Genomic DNA, 16,055 nt, shown 5'->3' with positions numbered 1-16,055 from the left:
CGCTCATACGGCCGACACCAAATGCTGGGCGTCGGCGGCGCCGGCGGACTTCTCATCATTGAGACCGAGGCGGCTTTCCAGGCGGCGCAGGCGCTCTTCTTGATCGGCGAAGGCTTGCAGGATGATGCAGGACGCGCGCTCGCGGATCTTATCCGTGGACGCCCACGAGGAAACGCCGAGGGCGGCGTACTGGCAGCCGCTGATGGAGGAGCGATTTCCGGAGGCAATGGCGAAGGCGACGGTCAGGGCCGTCTCCAGGCATTCTTTATTCATTTTAGGTACTCATTTCTTGCGGCCGCGAAGGCGGCGCTGACGGCGGTCCGTGCGCGATCGACTTGCCACATTGCATTCGACATTCCGCGGCAACGGGAGTTTCACAATTATCAATTCTTCGTCGAAAATGTTGAATAAGATTTGGTAAACGCATCCCCGGCCGCAATGTAAAAAGGGGCGCGGGACGCTGAGAGGATTGCTGAATAACAATTATTCCCTAACACGACGCCAAATTCCTGCTCGATTTTTGCGCAGGCGTACTTAAAGTTTCGAGCGCGCTAAGCGCTATTCCATCGCAGGACGGCCTCCGCGGTATTGTACGCGGGCGAGTTTACCGCCGTTCCCACGGGATACGCCTCCATGGCTTCCGCCGGATAAGGCGTAAGCATCGAAAGCAGATCCTGCGTTTCGTACGGCTCAGGACTGAGCCAGCGGTCGATATCCTCGGGGCGCAGAATGACCGGCATGCGGTCGTGGATCGGCTCCACGACTTCGTTCGCGGTCGTGGTAATGATGCTACAGCTTTTGAGCCAATCGCCCGCCGGGTCGCGCCACACTTCCCAGAGCCCGGCGAAGGCGAAGAGATCGCCGCCGATCAAGTGAAAGTAATAAGGCTGCTTCTTACCTTTCTCGCCCTCGAGCTGGGCCCGCCATTCGTAAAAGCCGTCGGCGGGGATCAGACAGCGGCGCCGGGCGAGCGCGCTGCGGAAGGCGGGCTTTTCCGCGACGGTCTCCGCGCGCGCATTAGTCATCTTCGCCCCGATCTTGGGATCCTTGGCCCAGGACGGGATCAGCCCCCACTTCGCCGTCTCCAGCACGCGTTTCTCCGACTGCGTGACGATCGCGACTTGCTGCGTGGGAGCAACATTATAACTGGCGTCGATCTCCGCAATCATCATGGCGTCGAACTGATTCGCGATCTCCGATTTGGACTTCCCGATCGTATAGCGATTGCACATTTTCGTTCCTAAGCCGCTTTCAAAGATGAGTCTTCTATACCCATTTTTGCATTTCCCATCGACAAACGTAAGCTGCAACTCTTCTAGAAAATATATTTTCTAGAAGAGTTGACAATTCACCGAATGTGTTGTAGTATATATACAAGTCTTCTAAACGTAGTTGTGGAGCTCATCTTTGAACCCGACAGAAACACCGACAAAGAAATACCGCGAAGTTGAGCAGGTTCTCCGTCGGGAGATCGCGGAAGGCAAGTGGTCGGAAGACGGCTGCCTTCCCGCCGCTCAGGAGCTCGCCAAGCGCTTTGGGGTGGCGAACATGACGATCCGCCAGGCGGTCACCGCGCTGGTCGAGGAAGGTCTTCTGGTTCGGGTTCAGGGCAAGGGCACCTTTATTGTGGAGCAGGAGCGCCTTCCGGAGGCGCCCAGCACCCGCTACCCCATGGCGATGCTCGTTCCGCCGGAATGGAAGTGGGTCGACCAGTATTACTTCGGCGAGCTTCTGGACGGTTTCCAGCAAGTGCTGCAAGCCGGCGGACACCGCGCCAGCCGCCACGATTACGATGTCGTGGACACGCCGGGCGTGCTGGAGCCGGGAACCGCCATCGCCTGCATCCTGCTGGAGGAGCCGCATCTGGAGCTAGTGGAGCGGCTGCGCGATCAGGGATACCGTGTCCTGGCCGTCAACCACTACACCGGGCGCCGCTCGATCCCATGCGTCCGCGTCAACGATAATCAGGGCGTGGAAGACGCCGTGGACCACCTTGTCGCTAAGGGCCACGAGCGCATCGGTTTTCTTCGCGGCGTCCCGGCCAACATCGACGCCACGGATCGCCTTCGCGGCTTCCGCGCCGCAGTCCGCCGCCACAATCTCCGGTTTACCCCGGAAATGGGAGACGACTTCATCGAGTCTTCCGGATACGAAGCCGCGCAGCGGCTCCTGTCCTCACCGAACCCGCCGACCGCTCTGGTCTGCGCGAGCGATCTTTCCGCGATCGGCGCCATCCGCGCCGTTCGTGACCGCGGGCTCTCCGTCCCGCATGACCTGTCCGTGGTGGGATACGGAAACTTCTCCGTCGCCGACTACGTGATCCCCCGGCTGACAACGATTCGTCAGCCCCGTATGGAGCTTGGCTCCGCGGCGGCGGAAATGCTGATCCGCCTCGCCAACGATGAAGCCGTTGACGATGTGATATTGCCCGCCGAGCTCATGATACGGGAATCGGCAACGCGTCCCGTATCAGTTCTCGCCGCCGTCTAAAAGGCGCAGCCGCCTTTTAGAAGTTTCTCACGATACCAATAGGGAATTAATCTCGGGCACTCAATGCTGGAGCGCCTGATCTATAAAGTCGGACGACAACGATGTCTCTGCCGTCACCATGAAGTGAACCGGCCGTGTATCTCATGCACTACGATGCCATTTGTGCATCTCGACTCTCGTCATCGTTTACTATAGAAAGAGGTACCATCATGAAATCGCTTCGAATTAAAGCCTTTACCCTTATTGAATTGCTCGTCGTTATCGCAATTATAGCGATTCTCGCAGCAATACTATTCCCGGTCTTCGCCCAGGCTCGTGAGAAGGCCCGCCAGACCATGTGTATCTCCAACGAGAAGCAAATGGGCCTTGCGTTAATGCAGTACACCCAGGACGCCGACGAGACATATCCCATCGGTCAATATAAGCCGGTCGGCGCGGCGGACTTCTTCGATTGGCAGAACGCTGTCTACCCCTACGTCAAGAACGGCGCGACCACCGGCTCCGGCGCTGTCCACAACGGACAGGGCGGCGTTTGGGACTGCCCTTCGTTCCCCACTCCGCAAGTCGATGAGTACGGAATCAATCTCGCGCTCTGCAATTCCTTCGGAAAGCCCAGCGCGACCCTGGCGGAGATCGACACCCCCGCCGAGCGAATCCAGGTCGTGGAAAAGGGCGTCGCGCCGGTTGATCCCGCTACGAACAAGCCCAACGGCGAACCGTTCATTGAGGTCGGCCAGTGGAACTGGGCGCAATTCCTGAACGGCGTCGTCGACGGCACCGCTCCGGAAGCCCACGCCGATCTGGCGTACGACTCCGATGTGCCGGCGGGCTCCCAGCCCGGATGGCCCTTCGGCGCCATGCCGCGCTACCGCCACCACGCCCACTGCAGCGTGCTGTTCTGCGACGGCCATGTCAAGGCAATGGGCAAGGGTCAGATTAGCTGGGCGAAGAATGTCTATATCCCCACCGCTTACCAGGCGATTGGATACGGCGATCCCTACTAGGCCAGGCTTATGATGCGATTAAATCATCTCACACGCCAATGGCGTTCCGCGCTTGCAATCGCAGGTGGATGCATCGCGCTGATGGGAACGGCGGGCTGCGGCGAGAAAGAAGCCGCAGTCACCGTCCCAACGCAAACGCCGCAGCAAGCGGTGGCGACCGACAGCCGCATCCCGCCGGAAAAGCAGGCGCAAATCCAGCAGATCATCGCCCAGCAGCAAGCCGCCCACGCGCCAGGCGCCGCAGCGCATTGACGTAGGCCGGCGCAAGCCTGGAGACATTCACTCGGATGTCTCCAGGCAGGGAACGACACCATTGAAAAGCGCACGACTCACACTTTTTCACCTCCTGCTCGCCGGAGCAGGCGCGGCGTGTTTCATTTCTCCCGCCGCCGCCAAAACGGCGATCAAAAAACCAGCCAAGCCGGCGCCCGTCCAGAAGGCCGCTCCGTCCTTGTGGGTAAGCGCGTACTACGCGAATTGGGTTCAGGAAGCCGGCGTGCTGACGCCGGAGAAGATCGATTACTCGGCCTTCTCGCATTTGATCCATTTTCACGTAATTCCCGCCAATGACGGAACGATCGATCCGGTCAAATCCATTACGGAAGCCGAATCGGCGGCGTTGCTGGCGCCCGCGCATGCGGCGGGGCGCAAAGTCCTGCTGTGCGTCGGCGGCGGAGACACCGGCGCGGCGTTTCGATCCGCGATCTCGGAGGAGATCCGGCCACGGTTTATCACCACGCTCGTCACACTCGCGACGTCACGCGGTTATGACGGCCTGGATATCGATATGGAGCCCATTGAGGATGTCGACGTCCCGAATTACGAGGCGTTTATCCATGAGCTTCACGCGCAAATGAAGCTCGTCAATCCTGACCTGCTGCTCACCTGCGCCATCTCCTCCCAGGCGCCCATGTTTGGGCGCCTGGCGCCGGAGTTCGATCAAGTCAACGCGATGACGTACGATCAGGCCGGGTTGTGGGACGGATGGAAGACCTGGTTCAACTCCGCGCTGTACAACGGGGGCGAGCGCCGGCTGAACGCCGTGCGCGCCTTCCCGTCCGTCAGCGATTCCGTCCGCGACTATCTTCTCGCCGGCATCCCCCGCACAAAGCTCGGCATCGGCCTCGCCTTCTATGGATACGCCTGGACCGGCGCCGACGGCCCCAATCAGAGCACGCAGGGGGTAAAGGTGGACGCAATCGAATACTACAATATTATGGATAAGTACGATAATCCGGAACGACGCCGCTGGGACAATGGCGCGCACGCGCCCTATCTGAGCGTCGAAGCCACGGAAGGATCGGACCGAAAGTTTATCTCCTTCGATAACGAGCTGCTGATCACCCAAAAGATCGATTACGCCCGCAAGCAGCATCTGGGCGGCCTCATCATCTGGGAGCTGGGAAGCGGATACCGCGACAGCCAGCCCGAAGGCAAAAAAGACGTTCTTCTGCAAAGCGTCAAGCACGCATGGCGAACGCCGGCGACACAGCTCGCCGCCAGCCCAAACCTTTAGATTTCCCCCATTCACCGGCTTCCATTGGGACGAAGCCGGTGAATATGAAGAGAACGAAATGAAACATACCGACCAAGCGCCCAACGGGCGCAATCCCGTCCGCACGTCCCCGACGGCGGTCGGGATCGTCCCAAAACCAAATCACATCACCGATGGAGAAGGCGAATTCCATCTGAACGCCGCGACGGTTTTCATCGCCACGGGCGACGCCCACGCCGAAGCATCGTATCTCGCGGATTATTTGTCCCATGCGGCGGGCTTCCCGCTCCCAGTTCATGAGACCGAGGACGCTTCCGATTCGATCGTGGAGATGCGCATCGATCCCAGCGATACGCGCCGAGGTTCGGAGGGATATCGCCTCACCGTTACGCCGCGCCGGACCGAGATCGTCGCCGCGACGCCGGCGGGTCTGTTCCACGGCGGGCAGACCCTGCTGCAGCTTTTGCCGCCGACGGTCTATGGCGCATCGCCGATCGAGCCCCAGGACTGGACCGTTCCGTGCGTTGAGATCGATGATTCCCCGCGCTTCGCCTGGCGCGGCGCGATGCTGGATGTCACGCGCCACTTCCTGTCCGTGGAGTTCGTGAAGAAGTTCATCGATCTGCTGGCGCTGCACAAAATGAACGTGCTGCATCTGCATCTCAATGACGATCAGGGATGGCGCATCGAGATCAAAAAATATCCGAAGCTGACCACGATCGGCGCTTATCGGCCGGAAACGCTGGTGGGACGCGCGATGCAGGATCCTTCGGACCGAGACTTCGACCCCTGCCAGCAGGAATTCGACGGCGTTCCCCATGGCGGCTTCTATACGCAGGACGAAATGCGGGCCATCGTGGAATACGCGCGCGTCCGGCATGTCCAGATCGTCCCGGAGATCGAAATGCCGGGTCACGCGCAGGCCGCAGTCGCGGCGTATCCGGAGCTTGGCGTTTCCGATCATACCGAGGGCGTCACATGCATCGCCACGGACGTCAGCCAGGTCTGGGGGATCCACCCCACCCTGTTCAATGCGTCCGAGGAAACATTCGCCTTTTTGCAGGATGTCCTGACGGAAGTCATGGAGATCTTCCCCTCGCGCGACATCCACGTCGGCGGCGACGAGGCGGTGAAGACCCAGTGGCGCGAAAGCCCCAGCATCCAGGCGCGTATGCGTGAGCTGGGTCTGGAAGACGAGCATGCGCTGCAATCGTACTTTATCGGCCGGATGGACACGTTCCTCACCCAGCATGGCCGCCGCTTGATCGGATGGGACGAGATCCTCGAAGGCGGGCTGGCGCAGAACGCCGCCGTGATGTCCTGGCGCGGGGAAGCCGGCGGCGTGGCCGCCGCCGAAAAGGGACACGATGTGGTGATGGCGGATCACAAGCACACCTATTTTGACTACTACCAATCGGAAGACCGTTCGAGCGAGCCGCTCGCGTTCTCCAATACCCTGACGCTCGCGACGGTTTATCATTACGAGCCAATTCCCGAAGCCCTGGCCCCGGAGTTCGCTCATCACATTCTGGGGGCGCAGGCGCAGCTGTGGACCGAATACATGCCCGATTCCAAACAAGTCGAATATATGGCGCTGCCGCGTCTCGCCGCGCTGGCGGAGGTGACCTGGACCGACGCCGCGCACAAAGACTTCACCGACTTCGGCGAGCGCCTCAGCGTCCATTTCCGGCGGCTGGATGCGCTCCACGTCAACTATCGCCCCACCCATTTCGACGAAAGAAAAGACCGTGTCTAACACCACTCCCTGTCTCACAACAGTGGGCGTCTTCGTGGCGTCCGATTACTCCGCGCTCTGCGCGCAAGTCGCCGACCGGATCGACGCGCTCGTACGGTCGAAACCCGACGCCGTGCTGGGACTGGCGACCGGAGCCACTCCGCTGGGCGTTTACGCCGAGCTGGTAAAGCGTCACCGCGAAGAGGGACTGGACTTCTCCCGCGTGACGTGTTTCAACCTGGATGAGTACTATCCGATGTCGCCGAAGTCGCTGCACTCGTACCGGCAGTTCATGAGCCTCAACCTGTTCGACTATCTGAACTGCAAACACTGGAGCGTCCCCGATGGACGGCCATCGACCTTCCCGCAGATTGAAACTCTCTGCCGTGACTATGAAGACGCCATCCGCGACAGCGGCGGCATCGACCTGCAACTGCTCGGCGTCGGCCGCACGGGCCATATGGGCTTCAACGAACCCGGCAGTTCGGTGCACTCGCGCACCCGCCTGGTCACCCTCGCCGATGTCACCCGCCAGGACGCCGCCCCCGGCTTCGGCGGGCTGAAGAACGTGCCCACGCAGGCCATCACCATGGGCGTCGGCACGATTTTAGAAGCCCGCCAGATCGTGATGATGGCTTCCGGCGCCGCCAAAGCGGACATCGTCCGGCGCGTCATGACCGAAGACATCAGCGCGCAGCTCCCCGCCTCCTTCGTGCGCCTGCACGAAAACGCGGTTCTGTGCCTGGACCAAGCAGCAAACGGATAACAGAGCGGCCCTCACCCGGCCCTCCGGGCCACCCTCTCCCAATTCTAGGAGACGGTTAAGAGTTGGATCAAAGATCCAAATAAAATTCCCTCTGACTCCCCCTCTCCCAGAATTGGGAGAGGGGGCAGGGGGGTGAGGGCCTCTCCACTCACAAAAGAGACACCGACATGAACCTTTCCTGGATCGACTGGACAATCGTCTTCGCCTCCATCATCCTGATCCGACTCGTCAGCTGGCGAACGCGTTCGCTGATGCGCGGGGTGGCGGACTTTCTCTCGGCGAACCGCACCGCCGGGCGTTATCTTCTGACGATCAGCGGCGAAATGGGCGGCTTTGGGGTCATCACGCTGGTCGCCGGCTTTCAGGCGTTCACGGCGGCGGGGTTTCCGACGCTCTGGTGGAGCATGATGTCGATGCCGCTGGGCCTCATCTTCGCGATGACCGGCTGGGTGTTCTATCGGCTGCGCGAAACCAGGGCGCTTACAGTGGCGCAGTTCTTTGAGATGCGCTACAGCCGCAAGTTCCGGATCTTCGCCGGTCTGCTCTGCTGGCTTTCGGGGATCATCAACTTCGGTATCTTCCCCGCCATCGCCGCGCGGTTTTTGATCTACTTCTGCGGTCTCCCCAATGTCTTCACGGTGGCGGGCATCCATATCGCGACCTACCCGGCGCTGATGATCGCCGACCTGGGATTAGCCCTCTTCTTTGTCAGCAACGGCGGTCAGATCTCCGTGATGGTGACTGAGTGCGTGCAGGGGATGGTGGCGCTGTTCGCCTATATCGCCATCGCTGTCGCGGTGATCGCGCTCATCCCGTGGAACCACGCCGTCGCGGCGATGAACACCGCGCCGGCGGACGCGTCCATGCTGAATCCGTTCCACACGGCGGGCGTCCAGGACTTCAACGCCTGGTTCTATCTGATCGGCATTTTCCTCTCGACCTACGGCTTCCAAACATGGCTGGGCGCTCAGGGCTTTATGACGTCGGCCCGCAACCCGCACGAACAGCGGATGGGCAATCTCATTTCGGGATGGCGGCGCGCTCCCTTAACGCTCGTGGGGTTGGTGCTGCCGCTGGCCGCCTTCACGGTCATGCATCTGCCGCAGTACGCCGCGCAGGCGGCCGGCATCAACGTCGATATCCATCGGATCACCAGCAGCACGCTGCAAAACGAGATGAGCGTCCCCATCGCGCTCGCGCATATTCTCCCGGTCGGGATCAAGGGCCTGCTGGCGATGGTGGTGATCTTCCTTTCGATCACTTGCCACGATACCTATATGCACTCCTGGGGCGCGATCTTCGTTCAGGACGTTTTGATCCCATGGCGCGGCAAGGCGCTGGAGCCGGACGAGCATGTCCGCTGGCTGCGCTTCTCGATCTTCTTCGTGGCGGTCTTCGCGTTCTTCTTCAGCCTGTTCTACGTCGAAACCGACAAAATCCTGTTCTTCCAGGCCATCACCGGCACGATCTGGCTGGGCGGCGCCGGCGCGGTGATGATCGGCGGATTGTACAGCCGCTTCGGCACCACGGCAGGCGCCTACGCCGCAATGATCGCCGGCGCGGTGCTGGGCATCGGCGGGCTGGTCATCCCCAACATCTGGGAGGCGCATCACGCGACCAAGTTCCCGATCAACGGCCAGTGGATCTCTCTGATCTCCAGCGGCGTCGCGATTGCGCTTTATATCGGGATCTCCATGATCACGGGCGGCGTCCGAAGTCCGTTCAATCTAGAGAAGATGCTGCACCGAGGAATCTACGCCGTCGATCCACACGAGCACGAAGTCAAATCGGTCGGCAAGAGCCGCTGGCGGGAGATGCTGGGGATGGGCTCGGAGTTCTCCAAGGGCGACCGTTTCCTCGCGATCCTCTTCGCCGTCTGGACCTTCGGCTGGTGGGCCGTATTCATCGGCGTCTGCGTCGCACACTTCGCCTTCAACGCGATCCCCGATCAGTTCTGGGCGCCGTTCTGGAAGGTGTACTTGATCCTGCTCCTGGCCCAGTGCGTCCCCGCCGCGATCTGGTTCACCATCGGCGGCGTCAAGGACATCAAGGATCTGCTCCAGCGGCTGGAAACCGCCAAGCGCGACCCACTGGACGATGGGCGCGTGGCGCATGAGGATATTCCCGCCAGCTCAGCCCCGGCAGGCTTAGGGGATGAGGAGAAGACGCTGGCGGGGATTTCTTGAAGCCAGCAACTAATCCTGCGTTCATCCCTATTCCCCAACTCGCTTAGGCTCGTTCTCCCCTTTTTCCCAATAAGCTGCTTTGCAGGGAAAAAGGGGAGCCACTCATTCAGTTCCATTCCTCTTAGGCTATGCGCATTCACAAGCGAGACGTCTTTTAATATTCTCCGGGATATTGAGAGGCTTTTTGTCTTCGAACGTCAAATCCTTTCAAGCCATATCAGAGCAATAGAATCGAGAATTCAATGCCAGTCACCAAGCAGCTAAGTACGGCTGACGAATGGGCGCCCTACCTAAAACTTCTAGAAGAACTCCATGGGCGACTGGAAATGCAGCCATGGTTCAAAGAAGACTGGAAAGCGATATGCCGCTACGTACCAGCAGGCAATCGCGTCATTTTTATACTTACGAAAGACAAATGGTGCGACGGAGCCATTTATTTCAAGACGCGCCTGACAAACAGTGATTTGAAAAAGGGGCTTGTGCGCGTTGGACTACATGTGGAAACAAGCCTAACCAAAGATGGAATCAATCGCATCGCCTTTGACGAGTATCTACTGAAGCACAGCGGAACAAAGATTTTGTCCTGGAAAGGTCATGTCATCAATTCCGCGCATCATCAAAAACCCTTCCATATATGGATTCCATTTACTGGGATTACCCTCGTCTCTTCCCTGGAGGATGAGTTTTCGCGGCTACAGCAACTCGGTCCAATTATTGATCACGCCATCCACGCCGCCAAACCCTCTTAGCGCGTGGGAACATGTTGAGGACAGGGAATCGCATACGCATTTATATTTGCACACAGCCTTTGCGACTTGTTGAACGAGCAAGGACGATAATCGCAGGCGCTTCTTTTTCGCTGCGAAGCAGCTTGTTGGGAAAAGCGGGCGCCCTCTGGGCGGCGCGCGCTAAAGCGAGTTGCGGGAATAGGGATTTCCCATCGCTCGGTCCAGCGCCTCATTCAAAACGAGGATCCAGACGGCGTAGCCTCGGTCATTGGGGTGGAATTGGTCGGCGGCGAAGAGCGAAGGGTCGCGGGCGAAGATGGGGCCGGTTTTCGCGGCGAGCGGGGCGAGCGTCAGGCGGCGCTCGCGGATAACGGCGACGAAGACGGAGTTGATGCGGGTGGTTTGCGTACCGGCGAACCAGCGCAGCGGCTGGGCGAAGCGTGGAACGCTGCCCATTTGCGGCGAGGCGGTCAGGACAATTCGCGCGCCGGGACGGTCGGCGAGGATTTGCGTGACGATCGTTTCAAGGCTGGCGCGCAGGGATTCGGCGGTGGTGAAGTGGGTGACATCGTTGGCGCCGAGTGAGATCAAGACGAGATCGGGCTTGAGGGCGCGGATCCGCGGGAGCTGATCGCGGACGACATCGGCGGCGGTCGCGCCGGAGACGGCCTGGTTGATCAGAGTCACTCGATACGTTTCGGCGAGATGGCGCGCGGTCGATTGGGCGATCCCAATGCGATAGTCGCCGCCCTGGCCGGCGGCGGTGCTGTCGCCGAGCACGAGATAAGTCAACGGCGGTCCCGACGCGCCAAAATGCATCGGGGCATACACGGGATCGATGTAGTGAAGGCGCGGTCCGAGCGTCGCCATCCAGGCTTCGCCCCCTAAGACCAGAAGCGGCGTCAAGACCAACAAACATCCCGCAAGGATGATCTTTGCGCGCCGCGTCAATCGCAACCCCTACTTCTTTCCCTGTTTCTTCGACATCTCGACAAAGACCTGACGCGCGATCTCTCGGACTTGCTCCACGGTGAGACCCGATTGCGGCGGAGGGATTCCGCCGCTGTACCCGCCGGCGGGCGGCGCCGGCGTGACTGGAGACGCATCGGCGACGTCCGCGTCGGCGCTTACTGTTTCGCCGTCGCGCCAATGCCGATAATACGCCGCGATCTTCTCGCCGCTGGCGGACAGCGTGAGCTCCGCGCCGTTGACGGATTTCACGAGCGGCAGTCCGTCCTGCCCAGGCGTCGTCCACGCCCAGGCGGCCAGCCCTTTGAGATTGGGGATCTTGGGAAGCTCGGCGTGGAAGGCGGCGCCGGTGTTGTGATACTCCTCCAGCCAGACCGGAATACCATGTCCGGCTTTCTTAGGGAGCTCCGCGAGACTCGCATGATACGAGTGCCAGCCGTAAAGATCCACCAGTCCCTCGCCGATCGGCGATTCCGAAGCGGCCGACATGTCCTCCGCAAACCCTTCGGACTCCACCACGACAAAGGCTTTGGGGTTCGCCGCCTTGACGGCGCGCGCGAGGCTGACAGCGACCGGCTTCCACTGCGCCCAGGTCGTGTATTCGTGCGGCTCATTCAGGACATCGAAGATGACGGGCTTGCCGGCGAAGTCCGTCGCCATCCGCTTATCCACGACCTCCAGCTTTGCCGCCCGCTCCTCCAGCGACGCCCCTGGGGGCATATCCTGGGGCGACAAGCACGGAACGACGCCGGCGCTCAGCATGTTCTCCACGATTTGCGAGACCTTCTTGCGGTACAGGGTTTCGGCTTCATAGCGCTCCGGGTCAAAGTTTGTCCGCAATACCGTCAGTCCAGCCTCGGCGCGCAGCAGCTTGAAAAACGTGGGAGTATCATTCGCCGCCGAGCCAATCGTGGCGATTGCGTTTCCATAATTGCCTCCCAGGAAAAACGGGGCCTTCCCGGGTGTGAGCGCATGCGTAATGTTTGGATAGTGCGACGGGTCCGCGCGAACGACCCAATCGCCCTGATCGAAATCGACCCCCGGGTAAACCCACTGGTACATCTTCCAATTGGCGTCGAAGAGTCCCAGATTGGCGTTGTAAACACCGGGCTGCGCGGGCATATCGACGATGAACTCTCCGTTGATCTGCTCAAACTCATCGCCTTTTTCGGTCTTATGCACCGCCTGAGTCATTTTGGCGTACTGCTGTTTGAACACGCCCTTGCCCTTGATCATCACCCAAAATACGTTCTTGGTATTGGTGAAGTTCGCCGGATACTTGACGGTGTAAGGGACGTGGAGTTTGCCGTCCGTGGCTGGGGCCTGGACCGCCTGCATATCGACCGTCAAAGTCGGCGCCGTGACCCTCACAGCGTCCGTCTTGACGGTGAAGTTCATGGGGGGAACGGTAAATGTGGCGACGGGCTTCGTAAAGCTGCTGCCCTCCGCAAAGAGAACCACTTTGCCGCCGCCGTAGCGGCCGATCGGCGCGGTTACCTGGAACGTCCCCGTGTTGTCGGAGCCATCCGGCAAGAGCGGGATCTTGATCGGCGTTCCGTTCACTTCGCGGGGCGAAAGCGTAACATATTTGCCTGTATCGAGATTTTGCAGGAAGATCTGGATATTAACATTGCCGCCGTCGCTCCCCGCCGCCGTGGCGAGCTTATAGGTGAACGTGACTTCGCTCAGATCCACGGACGCTTGCAGCGAAGGGCTGACCAGCGTTGTCGCCGCCCGCGCCGGCGCGGTCAGCGCCAGGGGCGCGGCGGCGGCGAGAGCGAGGACGCAGAGTGGGCGCGGGTTCATATGCTTAAGCTCCAATCAAAGTCGGTTCCAGCATATTTGTACGGCGCATAAAGGCGATGAGTTCCGCGTAATGCGTGAATGTGAATGTCGGGCGGGTCGCGCGCAGCATTTCGAAGTCATAAAACGGCTCGTGTTCGGCGGGCAAATGCAGCGCGGTGTGCACCCCTGCGGCATGTCCGGCCAGAACGTCCGTCGTATAATCGCCGACAAACAGGCATTCATCCGGGCCGCGCTCCAGCAGATGCAGCGCCTTGAAGACGGGCTCGGGATGCGGCTTGAAGTGCCGGACGTCATCGCCGGACACAATCACATCAAAGGCGTCCTCAATCCCCATATTGCGCAGCCCCGACATCACCTGCGGGCGCGGCGAGGAGGTCACCAGCGCCACGGCCATCCTCAATTCACGCGCCGCTTCCAGCATGTCCAGCGCTCCGGGGAACAGCTCCGCCTTCGCCAGCGTGATCGTCAAACCGTCCATCACGTGACCTTCAAAGACTTTGCCCGATCCCAAATCGAACTCCGCCGCCGTCTCTTCATACGGTCGATAATAAAATCTCTTGATGATCGTGTCTTCGGGAACAGTCCGGCCCAGCTTGTCCAGCGCGTATTGAAATGCCTGAAGCCAGAGGGTGAGGGAGGGGGTAAGGGTGCCGTCGAAATCGACGAGAAGCGTACGGTACATAAAAATCGCCAGTATGTCCAGACACAAAAAAAGCGGGAGCCGACCGGCTCTCGCTGCGATTACTCTGAGCGATGCGCTCGAAAAGTATGAAGACATTATATCACGGCTCGGGGCGTTTGTCAATCCAAACGCAAATGTGACGCCCCGGGCGAATACGCACGGATCAGCAAACTGTGGCTGCTATTTCTCATGAACACTTATTACTTACGAAAAGCTGTAATGCGAAAACACACGAATGTCTGTCTCACGTCTGTCTCACAATTTGCCGGCGCGCGCGGCGCATTCGCTCTCCTTCACGTCGTCTGAGCCGTCTTTCCCGATCTTCCTTGACATGCTTGAGCTGCGCGACGATCAAAAATGTGACGACGACCAGCAAAAACCATGAGGTCGCTTTCGCCGGATCGACCAGTCCCCAGGAATGGATCTGATTGGGATAGCGCCAGGCGCCCAGAAGCGTCCCAATGTTCTCCGCGATCCAGACGAAGAAGCCGACCGCCATCAGCCCGAGAGGAACCGGCATTTGATACAAAGCGCCGGCGATACGATAACGCGCCTTTGTCCGCGCGAAGACCAGAAAGACCAGAGGAATCAGCAGCCGGCGGGCGTCCGGCAAATAGTGTTCGAGGAAGAAGTTCAGATAGATGGCCGCCGCCAGAGGCGCGGAAACACGCAGCGAGGGATACGCGATCAGTCGAATCTCCAGCCGCCGCCACGCCTGGCAGAAATAACTGGCGACACTGGCGTACATGAAGCCACTGTAAAGCGGCACGCCCGCGATCTTCGTCCATCCCTCGGCGGGATAGCTCCAGCAGCCGTGATGGATCTTGAAGATTTCCAGTGTCAATCCCAGCACATGGAACACGCCGATTACCTTGACCTCATCCGTACTCTCCCACCCGATCCGCCACATCACGTACTGCGCCGCGATGCAAAGCAGCAGCAGGGCGTCATACCGCGCCAGCCCCAGGACATGAAAGAACGACGTTATGCCCAAACAAGCAAAGAGGGTAATCGGAAAGACACTGGCGAGCAGCTCCTGCCGAGCAAACTCGGCCATCCATCTCGGTTTCCAAGGGATCCAGCGCGCCAGACGTCGGGTGAGTGGGTTCATATCGCCTCCATGGAAATATTACCACAAATAACTTTGAAATACAAAGTATTATTCAAAGACGCTGATTTTGCTTATGCGCCGCGCAGTTTCACGAGCCGCTCGACAATCTCTACCGCGCGGCGGCGCGATTCCAAAATGATGTTGGCGCGCGACAGAGAGCCGGCGACATAGATTCCCGGCGTGGGCGTTTCCGCGGTTTCGTCGTCGTAAATCGGCAGGCCGTCATCCGCGAGCGGCAGGCCAAGACGGTGAAAGAGCGTCATGTCCGCCGTATGGCCGAGCATGGCGAAGACGAAGTCGTTGGGGAGTTCAAAGGCGGGTTCGGAGCCGGTAACCGGGACGAGATGGACCGATTTGGAGCCGACGCCTGCGACACAGACATTGGTGAGCAGCGTCAGTCGCTTCTCCTCGGCCATGATGTTCAGATCGCGGACGATAAAGGGGCGCAGATGATTTTGGAAATCGACCGGCGCGCGTCGCATGGCGACGGTGACGCGGGCTCCGGCTTCCGCGAGGGTCATGCCGGCGGTGGCCGCCGAGTTGCCGCCGCCGACCACGAGGACATCCCGTCCGAAATAAGGCGTGGGATCGGCCAGGCGCGCGAGCACCTTGGGCAAGTGAGCGCCGGGAACCCGCAGCGGTCGGGGGTTGGGAAACGTGCCGGCGCAGACCAGGAGCGTGCGGGCGCGCCAGACGCGCGTTTCGCCCTCGCCGGCGATCCGGCGCTGTGTTTTGATCAAAAAGCCTTCGTTCGCCGCCGGTTCCCCCACCCGCTCGGCCGCGATGACTTCTTCCCAGGTCGCGAGGTTCAGCTTGCGCGTGGCGGCCACGGCGCGGTAGTACGCCAGCGCCTGTTCCCGCGTCGGCTTATGACCGCCGGGCGCGAAGAACGGAACGCCGCCGATCGCCATCTCATCGGAGGGAGAAAAGTATTGGATCTGCTGCGGATGGTCCACGAGCGACTGTACGACGCCTTGCCGCTCCACCACGAGATAAGTCAGGCCGGCGTCCTGCGCCGCGCAGGCGGCTGCGAGCCCGGCGGGGCCGGCGCCCACAATGAAAAGGTCCAAGAGGTCAGGCATA

General features: G+C 60.2%; 15 protein-coding genes. 8 read left to right on the top strand and 7 right to left on the bottom strand.

Features of this window, described 5'->3' with window-relative positions; genetic code table 11:
- Positions 1 to 3: 3 nt before the first annotated feature.
- Together D5261_RS15435 and D5261_RS15430 are read right to left on the bottom strand one after the other, a co-directional pair.
- On the bottom strand, positions 4 to 273 hold the full coding sequence (locus D5261_RS15435) for a hypothetical protein (RefSeq protein ID WP_119320432.1): 270 nt from the start codon (positions 271 to 273) through the stop codon (positions 4 to 6).
- A gap of 278 nt (positions 274 to 551) precedes the next feature.
- Positions 552 to 1,232 carry an SOS response-associated peptidase gene (locus D5261_RS15430; RefSeq protein ID WP_119320433.1) on the bottom strand — a complete coding sequence of 227 codons (681 nt, stop codon included), beginning with the start codon at positions 1,230 to 1,232 and terminating at the stop codon, positions 552 to 554.
- Between the two features lie 175 nt (positions 1,233 to 1,407).
- On the opposite strand from D5261_RS15430, the gene D5261_RS15425 reads away from it, so the two are divergent.
- The 8 genes from D5261_RS15425 to D5261_RS15390 all read left to right on the top strand — a co-directional run bounded on the left by D5261_RS15425 (position 1,408) and on the right by D5261_RS15390 (position 10,425).
- Positions 1,408 to 2,490 (top strand): GntR family transcriptional regulator, encoded by a 1,083-nt coding sequence (locus D5261_RS15425; protein WP_165864041.1) that lies wholly within the window; start codon positions 1,408 to 1,410, stop codon positions 2,488 to 2,490.
- Between the two features lie 209 nt (positions 2,491 to 2,699).
- Entirely contained in the window at positions 2,700 to 3,494 is a 795-nt protein-coding gene (locus tag D5261_RS15420) for a DUF1559 family PulG-like putative transporter (RefSeq protein WP_165864042.1), read from the top strand.
- A gap of 9 nt (positions 3,495 to 3,503) precedes the next feature.
- Entirely contained in the window at positions 3,504 to 3,746 is a 243-nt protein-coding gene (locus D5261_RS15415) for a hypothetical protein (protein WP_119320435.1), read from the top strand.
- Positions 3,747 to 3,807: 61 nt separating this feature from the next.
- Positions 3,808 to 5,010, top strand: a complete 1,203-nt coding sequence (locus tag D5261_RS15410; protein ID WP_165864043.1) for a glycosyl hydrolase family 18 protein — start codon at positions 3,808 to 3,810, stop codon at positions 5,008 to 5,010.
- Positions 5,011 to 5,068: 58 nt separating this feature from the next.
- Positions 5,069 to 6,745 carry a beta-N-acetylhexosaminidase gene (locus tag D5261_RS15405; RefSeq protein ID WP_119320437.1) on the top strand — a complete coding sequence of 559 codons (1,677 nt, stop codon included), beginning with the start codon at positions 5,069 to 5,071 and terminating at the stop codon, positions 6,743 to 6,745.
- On the top strand, positions 6,738 to 7,490 hold the full coding sequence (locus D5261_RS15400; protein ID WP_165864044.1) for a glucosamine-6-phosphate deaminase: 753 nt from the start codon (positions 6,738 to 6,740) through the stop codon (positions 7,488 to 7,490). The genes D5261_RS15405 and D5261_RS15400 overlap by 8 nt, the downstream gene beginning before the upstream one ends.
- A gap of 167 nt (positions 7,491 to 7,657) precedes the next feature.
- Complete coding sequence (locus D5261_RS15395) at positions 7,658 to 9,676, top strand: sodium:solute symporter family protein (protein ID WP_119320439.1); 2,019 nt, start codon at positions 7,658 to 7,660, stop codon at positions 9,674 to 9,676.
- A 242-nt stretch (positions 9,677 to 9,918) separates the two neighbouring features.
- Complete coding sequence (locus D5261_RS15390; RefSeq protein ID WP_119320440.1) at positions 9,919 to 10,425, top strand: hypothetical protein; 507 nt, start codon at positions 9,919 to 9,921, stop codon at positions 10,423 to 10,425.
- A 159-nt stretch (positions 10,426 to 10,584) separates the two neighbouring features.
- Here D5261_RS15390 and D5261_RS15385 read toward each other — a convergent pair whose 3' ends face one another.
- From D5261_RS15385 to D5261_RS15365, 5 genes are all read right to left on the bottom strand, one after another.
- Entirely contained in the window at positions 10,585 to 11,310 is a 726-nt protein-coding gene (locus D5261_RS15385) for an SGNH/GDSL hydrolase family protein (protein WP_301002519.1), read from the bottom strand.
- 54 nt (positions 11,311 to 11,364) lie between these two features.
- Complete coding sequence (locus tag D5261_RS15380) at positions 11,365 to 13,179, bottom strand: cellulase family glycosylhydrolase (protein ID WP_119320442.1); 1,815 nt, start codon at positions 13,177 to 13,179, stop codon at positions 11,365 to 11,367.
- Between the two features lie 4 nt (positions 13,180 to 13,183).
- Complete coding sequence (locus D5261_RS15375) at positions 13,184 to 13,861, bottom strand: HAD family hydrolase (RefSeq protein WP_165864045.1); 678 nt, start codon at positions 13,859 to 13,861, stop codon at positions 13,184 to 13,186.
- 244 nt (positions 13,862 to 14,105) lie between these two features.
- Positions 14,106 to 14,972 (bottom strand): DUF817 domain-containing protein, encoded by an 867-nt coding sequence (locus D5261_RS15370; RefSeq protein ID WP_218025534.1) that lies wholly within the window; start codon positions 14,970 to 14,972, stop codon positions 14,106 to 14,108.
- Positions 14,973 to 15,043: 71 nt separating this feature from the next.
- Positions 15,044 to 16,054 carry an NAD(P)-binding domain-containing protein gene (locus tag D5261_RS15365; protein WP_119320445.1) on the bottom strand — a complete coding sequence of 337 codons (1,011 nt, stop codon included), beginning with the start codon at positions 16,052 to 16,054 and terminating at the stop codon, positions 15,044 to 15,046.
- Position 16,055: the final 1 nt, after the last annotated feature.

Origin of the sequence: Capsulimonas corticalis, assembly GCF_003574315.2 — a bacterium.
GTDB classification, from domain to species: Bacteria; Armatimonadota; Armatimonadia; order Armatimonadales; family Capsulimonadaceae; genus Capsulimonas; species Capsulimonas corticalis.
Note: the sequence above shows the minus strand (reverse complement) of the source record. Positions and strands in the feature narration are given on the sequence as shown.